Raw genomic sequence first — 6,143 nt, forward strand, 5'->3', positions numbered from 1 at the left:
GGAGGGGGGCAGGTAAGGCCAGGACCAGCGTGCACGAGTGATGGGACGGGGACAAGGAAAGAAACGACGGGAAATTTCCGGAGCGGGAGAAGCCTGGCGATCGTTTCCCCCGAGGAGGTGGCAACCGTGCAGTTGCCCCTACCTCGGAGGAGATCGCTACGGCAGGGAGATCACTCGGCCTGGACCTTCTTCCAGGTCGGGTCGGGATCGTAGAGCTTCATCGCCTGGGCGGCCTTGCTGGTGTTCTTCCCCAGGTTCTTCTGGTACACGGCGCCGTCCTGGTTCACGATGAAGGTCATCACGCCGGTGGAACCGTACTGCGCGGGATAGGCCACCATGGCGAAGCCGAGCACCATCTTGCCGTTGACCACGTAGTCGAAGGCACCACCGGGAGCGTGCTTCCCCTGCGCCTTCAGTATCCTGAAGAAGTAGCCGTGGAAGGGGGTGCCCCCTGTCTTCAACTTCTTATACCCTTCCCGGTCCGCCTTCGCCGCCAGCGGCCCGAAGGGGCTCTCCGGCTCGCCTTCCCTGGCTTCCCAGTACAGCCCGTCCTTCTTGCCCGGCGTGCTGCGGATCTTCTGGGCGAACTGCAGGATCCGCTGCCCCCCGCGGTCTTCGGTCGCGTAATCTCGCTGGGCATCCACGTAGGCGTAGAGGACCTCGATCGCCTCCAGCTCGTTGCGGCCGATCCGGCGGTTCAAAAGCTCCTCCCGGCCAGCCTTCAGGTCGAAGCGCCAGGAGCCGTCCGTGCCGACGATGGGGATCGGGAACGGGTAGTCCTCGGGGCCGACCACCAGCACCTTCCTGCCGGCGCCGGCGTCCTGGAGGCCGTTTTTCTCGTCGTACAGGGCGACGAAGCGCTCCCGGTTCCTCTGGTCGGCAACCGGGTCGCCCGAAGCCACCACCGCCTGGGAACCAGGACCGAAGATAGAGGAGAGTTCCCCGGCGTCGCTGTTTTTGAGCGCTGCGATCAGCCCCTTTGCGGCATCCTCGGGGGAAGCGAAGGTCCTCTGGGCCTGCTTGGTAGCTGCCTCCGGCGCCAGCACCACCACCGACAGGACGGCAAGCAGCGCCGACAGCAGGAGCAGAATCTGCGACAATCTACGGGACGTGTTGAGCATCATGCTAAAGCCTCCCTCTTGGCTGACGGTCATCACCTGCGCCTGCCACCACCGCCACCGAACCCGCCGGAGCGTCCGCCGCCGAAGCCGCCACCGCCGTAACCACCGCCACCGCCAAAGCCGCCGCTTGCCCGGCTGGCGCTGCCACGCTGGCTCGCGCTACGCGCCGCATTGCCGCTGCCGAAATCGCCGCTGAAGGCGGTGTCCCGCCCACCAGCGTAGCCGCCGCCACGCCCCGCGCCTGCCGCGCCTGCCGCGCTGCCGGTAGTAGGCCGCGTGGACGCGCTTGGCCGGGCTCCGCTACCCGGGGTAGCACCCGGTCTGGCACCGGCACCAGGACTCTGGCCAGCGCCAGGGCGAGAACCGAGGGCGCCACGGTCAGCAGTGGAGGGACGCGCTCCCGCTCCGCCTCCGTAGCCACGTGCGTCACGCCTTGCTTCCGTGGAGCGGGCGGGGGACTGCCCGTACTGTTGGGCGGTCTTGCGGTCAGAATAGGCCACACCCTTTCTGTGCTCGGGGTTGTGCTGCCATCTCCCCCCTTGCCCACCTTGCCCCCCCTGACCGCGGTTGCCCTGGTACTTGTTGCGGTTGATGTTGTTGTTGATGTTTATGTTCTGGTTGACGTTGTAATCCACGTGGCCGCTGTTCCAGTTGCAGTGTCCCCAGGCGTAGCCCCAGGCCATGCCGACCGCGACGCCGGCCGCGAAGTGGTAGGCCGGATAGGCCGGCGGAGGAGGCGGGTAGTAGTAATAGGGGGGATAGGCGGGATAGGGCCAGGCCCCGTAGACCACGGTCGTGCTGTAGGAGGGGACGTAGACCACCTGGGGGTTGGCCGGCTGGATGATGATGGTCTCCTTCTCCACCACCACCTTCTGCTCCTTGCTGCTCTTCAGGTTCCCCGCCTCGTACGCCTTTTGCCTGAGCTCCTGGATGGTGTCCAGCACGTCCTTCTGCTGGGAGAGGAAGGCGTCCCCTATCTTGGTGGTGAGGTCGAGCTTCTCGCTCATCTTGGCGAGCACCTCCGGGAAGTTCACCAGCGACTTCACACTGGGGTCCCAGGGCTCCTTTTCCAACTGCTTGGCCAGCACATCTCCCGCGCTCTGCTTGTGGCTTTTCGCCCAGCGGTCGGCCTGGACGACCTCCAGGGGATAGGTCGATGCCATCAGGATCTGGGAGACCAGTTCGTCGGGGTAGAGGGCGATGGGCGCCAACAGCTGGGCGAGTTCCCCCTTGGAAAGCTTCTGGGCGCCACCCTCCTGCGCCTTGGTTGTGACGGGCAGGGAGAAGAGGCAGAGCAAGGCGATCAGGAGAGCGACTCCACGCATGCAAAGCGATGTGCCTTTCATACTGGCTCCTTCATTTAATCCGGATGTATCTTGGTTATCTTCGATCCCTGCAGGCCGAGCCCCCCCATCAACCCCTTCTGGGAGAAGATGAAGGCGTAGATGTCGTCCTTGAGGGTGGAGGTGGTCATGCTCTTGCCGAAGGCGGCCACCGATTCCTTGTCCACGATCACCAGGCTGGGCCCCATCCCCAGTTCCCACCCCTTGCTCTTCTTGAGATATTGGAGCGCCTTCTCGTTCATGAAGAACATGGCGTAGCCGAACTTCTGGACGCCCGCCTGCAGCCCGTAAGAACCGGCCACCGAGCGGTAGTAGCCGATGATCTTGCCGTCCTTGAAAAGGGCGCCGTCGCCGATCTGGCCGCCGATGATGAGCCCCCCTTTCAGGATGCTGGGAAAGACCAGCACCGCTTTGGCCTTGCTCCCCAGCGCCTTGGCCTCGGGGATCGTGGCGTAGAGGTTCTCGAGAGCGGCCTTGGCGTCGTTGCTGATCTCGGCCTTGGTGGAGGCCTGCGCGAGGCGGGGCGCCGCCGCCACGGCCAGCAGGAGCATGATGACTGCTAAGAGCGCGTATTTTTTCATGTCGGCTTCTCCTTGAGCAGATTCGCTGGCTACGGTCGACTTCAGGGGGTGATGCAGGAACCGAACACCACGATCCCTTCGCCATCCCCGGAAGCAGTCAGGGTAAGCTCACCGGAATTCTCCCCGATGGCCATGCTCCAGGCGCGCTGTTCGGTCCCGTGCAGGACGGTCAACCCCTGCTGGCGTTGCACGGTGTCGATCTTGGTGGTGCGGGACACCTCCTTGTCGAGGGAGGTGATGGTCTTGGAGTTGAGGTCGATCCGCACGAAGCGTGGCAGCTCCACATCCTGGATGCTGTACTCGGCACACCCCTCGTCGGGGAGGCATTCAATCGCCCTGGACAACGCACAGGTGCGGATATCCCCCTCCGCCGCCCTGACCTCCATGGCTGGCAGCAGGAGCGCGGCCGCAAGCAGTAAAGCTGACATCCTTGCCATGACATCCTCCTCTTGGGTTGTGCAGCCGTCCGGGAGCCGCTGCTACTTCACGGTGTAGCCTCGCCCTTCCATGCAGGCGCCCCAGGCCCGGTTGTATTCGCCGCGCCGGTTCGCGTACTGGGACTGCTGGTCCTGCTGGTAGCTGGCCTGTTCCTTCTGGCTCTGCCTTTTGCGCACCCCGCCGATGATGCCTCCGGTCGCCGCGCCGATGGCCGCCCCCTTGCCGGCGTTACCGCCGATGGCTCCGGCCACCGCCCCCACGGCGGCCCCCCCGGCAGCCCCCTTGACGGCCCCCCCTTTCTCCTTCGGGGGAGGTGCGCTCGCCGTCGGCGCCTGCATGGGATCGAAGCCGGTCTGCTTCTTCGCCCAGCTGTAGCAGGAGTACTTGTCCTTTTCCATCTTGTCGTCGTTTTGCCCCTTGGCGGGATAGACGATCGGCTCCTGCGCGCCGGCGCTCACCACGCCGGCCAGGACCGCCACGGCTATGGCGCAGGCGATCGGCTTTCGCATCCGCAGCTTTCCTTGTTCGCTTTTCATGACGACCTCCTTTGCGCCTCTGTCTCCATCCTCCCCTGCCCTCTTTACATCGCCTTCGGAATCCGGAGCGTGACGGAGGGGGGCAAGGGTATCCTTCACCCTTGATTCTAGATGCGTGCCAAGCGGGAAACCAGCCGCCAGCCGGCATAAGCGGCGGTAATGATTGACGAGGCCTAAGGACCCTGCCAACGGGAGGGGGGAGCTGGAGACGAGATTTAGACCTAAGGGATGAAATATCGACTTAGGGAGGGGAGCAGGGCAGGCGAATCAGGCTGATGACGCTTCCCCTCGACTTTTCAGCGGGGTACCAAAAGGAGACTTTCGAGTTACCACCACCGATACCGCCAGCCACCCTTTCGTCCCAAGCCGACCGAATTTTCCAGTTTACCGTCCGGTCGACTTGACAACGGATCAAGCTGTTGTATTACCTCTTTAATTAATTAAGCGTCACAGCACCCGCATTTGGCCATCTGCGCGCGCGTGGGGCGCGGAAATCAGCAGCATCCACACCTGAAATTGGAACAAGTGGCCGGTCTCTTCGGTCCGAAAGTTGTTTTGCAATGAACCATGGAGCGTGTATTTGAATTTTTTTAATCGGGCCCTCCCACTGGTAACCCTCTCTTTCGTTCTTCTGGCCGGTCTTCCCGGACAGCAACTGGCATCTGCCGCGACATCTGCTACCGCCGGCTACACCGGTTCGGCCAGCTGTCGCGAATGCCATCCGAAATTCCACCAACTCTGGTCGACATCTCACCACGGGCTCGCCATGCAACCCTACTCCCCGGGGTTCGCCGCCCAAAACCTCGCTCCCCAGACAGCCGACATCCGGTTGGAAGGCCTCGGCTACCGTTTCGACCTCATAGAAGGCGCGGTGGTGGAAACCTCAACCGGAAAAACAAAGCGCTACCCGGTAAAGCACGTGATGGGGGGAAAGTACGTCTATTTCTTCCTGACCGAGCTTGACGGGGGGAGGCTGCAGGTCCTGCCGCTTGCCTATGACGCCAGGAAAAAGAGCTGGTATGAGACGACGGCGAGTTTCCTGCGGCATCTGTCCGAGGCGAGCGACCGGCCGGTGTCCTGGAAGGACCCGCTGTTGACCTTCAACGGCGCCTGCTACGGCTGTCACGTGAGCCAGATGAGCACCAACTACCAGGCGGAAACCGATACCTACCGCTCGTCCTGGGCCGAGTCGGGGATAAACTGCGAGACCTGCCACGGCCCGGCCGCAGAGCATATCGAGCTGGCACGGCACACCCCCAAGGGGCAACCGCTGCCGGAGCTGCGCCTGATCAGCACCAAGAAGATGACCCATGCCCAGCGCACCGACCTCTGCGCAACCTGCCACGCCAAGGGGGAGAGGTTGACCGCGACCTTCACTCCCGGCGACCGCTTCTTCGACCATTTCGACCTGGCCACCCTGGAGAACCCCGACTTCTTTCCCGACGGCAGAGACCTCGGAGAAAACTACACCCACACCTCCTGGTCCATGAGCCCCTGCGCCAAGAGCGGGCAACTCGACTGCGTGCACTGCCACACCTCCAGCGGGCGCTACCGCTTCCACAAGGAGAACTTCAACGCGGCCTGCCTCCCCTGTCACGAAAACAAGGTGAAGAGCCCGCAGGCTCATACCCATCACCGCCCCGACGGCGAAGGGGGCAAATGCATCTCCTGCCACATGCCCAAGACCGGGTTCGCCCGCATGGAGCGAAGCGACCATTCCATGCGCCCGCCCCTGCCCGCGGCGACCATCCGCTTCAAGTCGCCCAACGCCTGCACCGCTTGCCACGCGGAGCGGGACCCGCAATGGGCCGATGCCCTGGTCAGGAAATGGAAGAGCAGGGATTACCAGGAGCCGGTGCTGAAGGTGGCCGGACTGGTGGAAGCGGGAAGGAAGAGGGATTGGCAGAGGCTGTCGGAGATGCTCGCCTATATCTCCGACAAAGGGCGCGACGAGGTCTTTGCCACCTCGCTGATCCGTCTGCTGGCGAACAGCCAGGACCCACGCAAGTGGCCGGTCCTGCTGAAGGCGCTGGACGATCCCTCCCCGCTGGTCCGCTCGGCGGCTGCGGAAGGGCTCCAGGGGCAGCTCACCCCGCAGACGGTGGCCGCGCTCGCCAGGGCGTC

Annotated in this window: 6 protein-coding genes; 1 reads left to right on the top strand and 5 read right to left on the bottom strand. The window is 63.8% G+C overall.

Going from position 1 to position 6,143, the window contains the following annotated elements:
• Positions 1 to 170: 170 nt before the first annotated feature.
• From VJ604_RS12555 to VJ604_RS12575, 5 genes are read right to left on the bottom strand one after another with little or no spacing between them, the layout of a single operon-like run.
• Positions 171 to 1,124, bottom strand: a complete 954-nt coding sequence (locus VJ604_RS12555; protein ID WP_324082996.1) for a DUF2950 domain-containing protein — start codon at positions 1,122 to 1,124, stop codon at positions 171 to 173.
• 29 nt (positions 1,125 to 1,153) lie between these two features.
• Entirely contained in the window at positions 1,154 to 2,467 is a 1,314-nt protein-coding gene (locus VJ604_RS12560) for a DUF3300 domain-containing protein (RefSeq protein WP_324082999.1), read from the bottom strand.
• Positions 2,468 to 2,481: 14 nt separating this feature from the next.
• Complete coding sequence (locus VJ604_RS12565) at positions 2,482 to 3,045, bottom strand: lipid-binding SYLF domain-containing protein (protein WP_324083001.1); 564 nt, start codon at positions 3,043 to 3,045, stop codon at positions 2,482 to 2,484.
• 41 nt (positions 3,046 to 3,086) lie between these two features.
• The gene (locus tag VJ604_RS12570) at positions 3,087 to 3,482 is read right to left on the bottom strand and encodes a hypothetical protein (protein ID WP_324083003.1); all 396 of its coding nucleotides are present in this window, start codon (positions 3,480 to 3,482) and stop codon (positions 3,087 to 3,089) included.
• Positions 3,483 to 3,524: 42 nt separating this feature from the next.
• Positions 3,525 to 4,019 carry a glycine zipper family protein gene (locus VJ604_RS12575; RefSeq protein WP_324083006.1) on the bottom strand — a complete coding sequence of 165 codons (495 nt, stop codon included), beginning with the start codon at positions 4,017 to 4,019 and terminating at the stop codon, positions 3,525 to 3,527.
• Positions 4,020 to 4,599: 580 nt separating this feature from the next.
• Between VJ604_RS12575 and VJ604_RS12580 the strand changes: the two genes are divergently transcribed.
• A partial coding sequence (locus tag VJ604_RS12580; protein ID WP_324083008.1) for an ammonia-forming cytochrome c nitrite reductase subunit c552 occupies positions 4,600 to 6,143 on the top strand: 1,544 nt, incomplete at its 3' end.

Source organism: Geomonas sp. (assembly GCF_035254065.1).
Classification (GTDB): Bacteria; Desulfobacterota; Desulfuromonadia; order Geobacterales; family Geobacteraceae; genus Geomonas.

Bases quoted from the DNA above. Each gene is read 5' to 3' on its own strand.
- VJ604_RS12555 (WP_324082996.1), bottom strand. From the start codon at position 1,124: ATGATGCTCAACACGTCCCGTAGATTGTCGCAGATTCTGCTCCTGCTG.
- VJ604_RS12560 (WP_324082999.1), bottom strand. From the start codon at position 2,467: ATGAAAGGCACATCGCTTTGCATGCGTGGAGTCGCTCTCCTGATCGCC.
- VJ604_RS12565 (WP_324083001.1), bottom strand. From the start codon at position 3,045: ATGAAAAAATACGCGCTCTTAGCAGTCATCATGCTCCTGCTGGCCGTG.
- VJ604_RS12570 (WP_324083003.1), bottom strand. From the start codon at position 3,482: ATGGCAAGGATGTCAGCTTTACTGCTTGCGGCCGCGCTCCTGCTGCCA.
- VJ604_RS12575 (WP_324083006.1), bottom strand. From the start codon at position 4,019: ATGAAAAGCGAACAAGGAAAGCTGCGGATGCGAAAGCCGATCGCCTGC.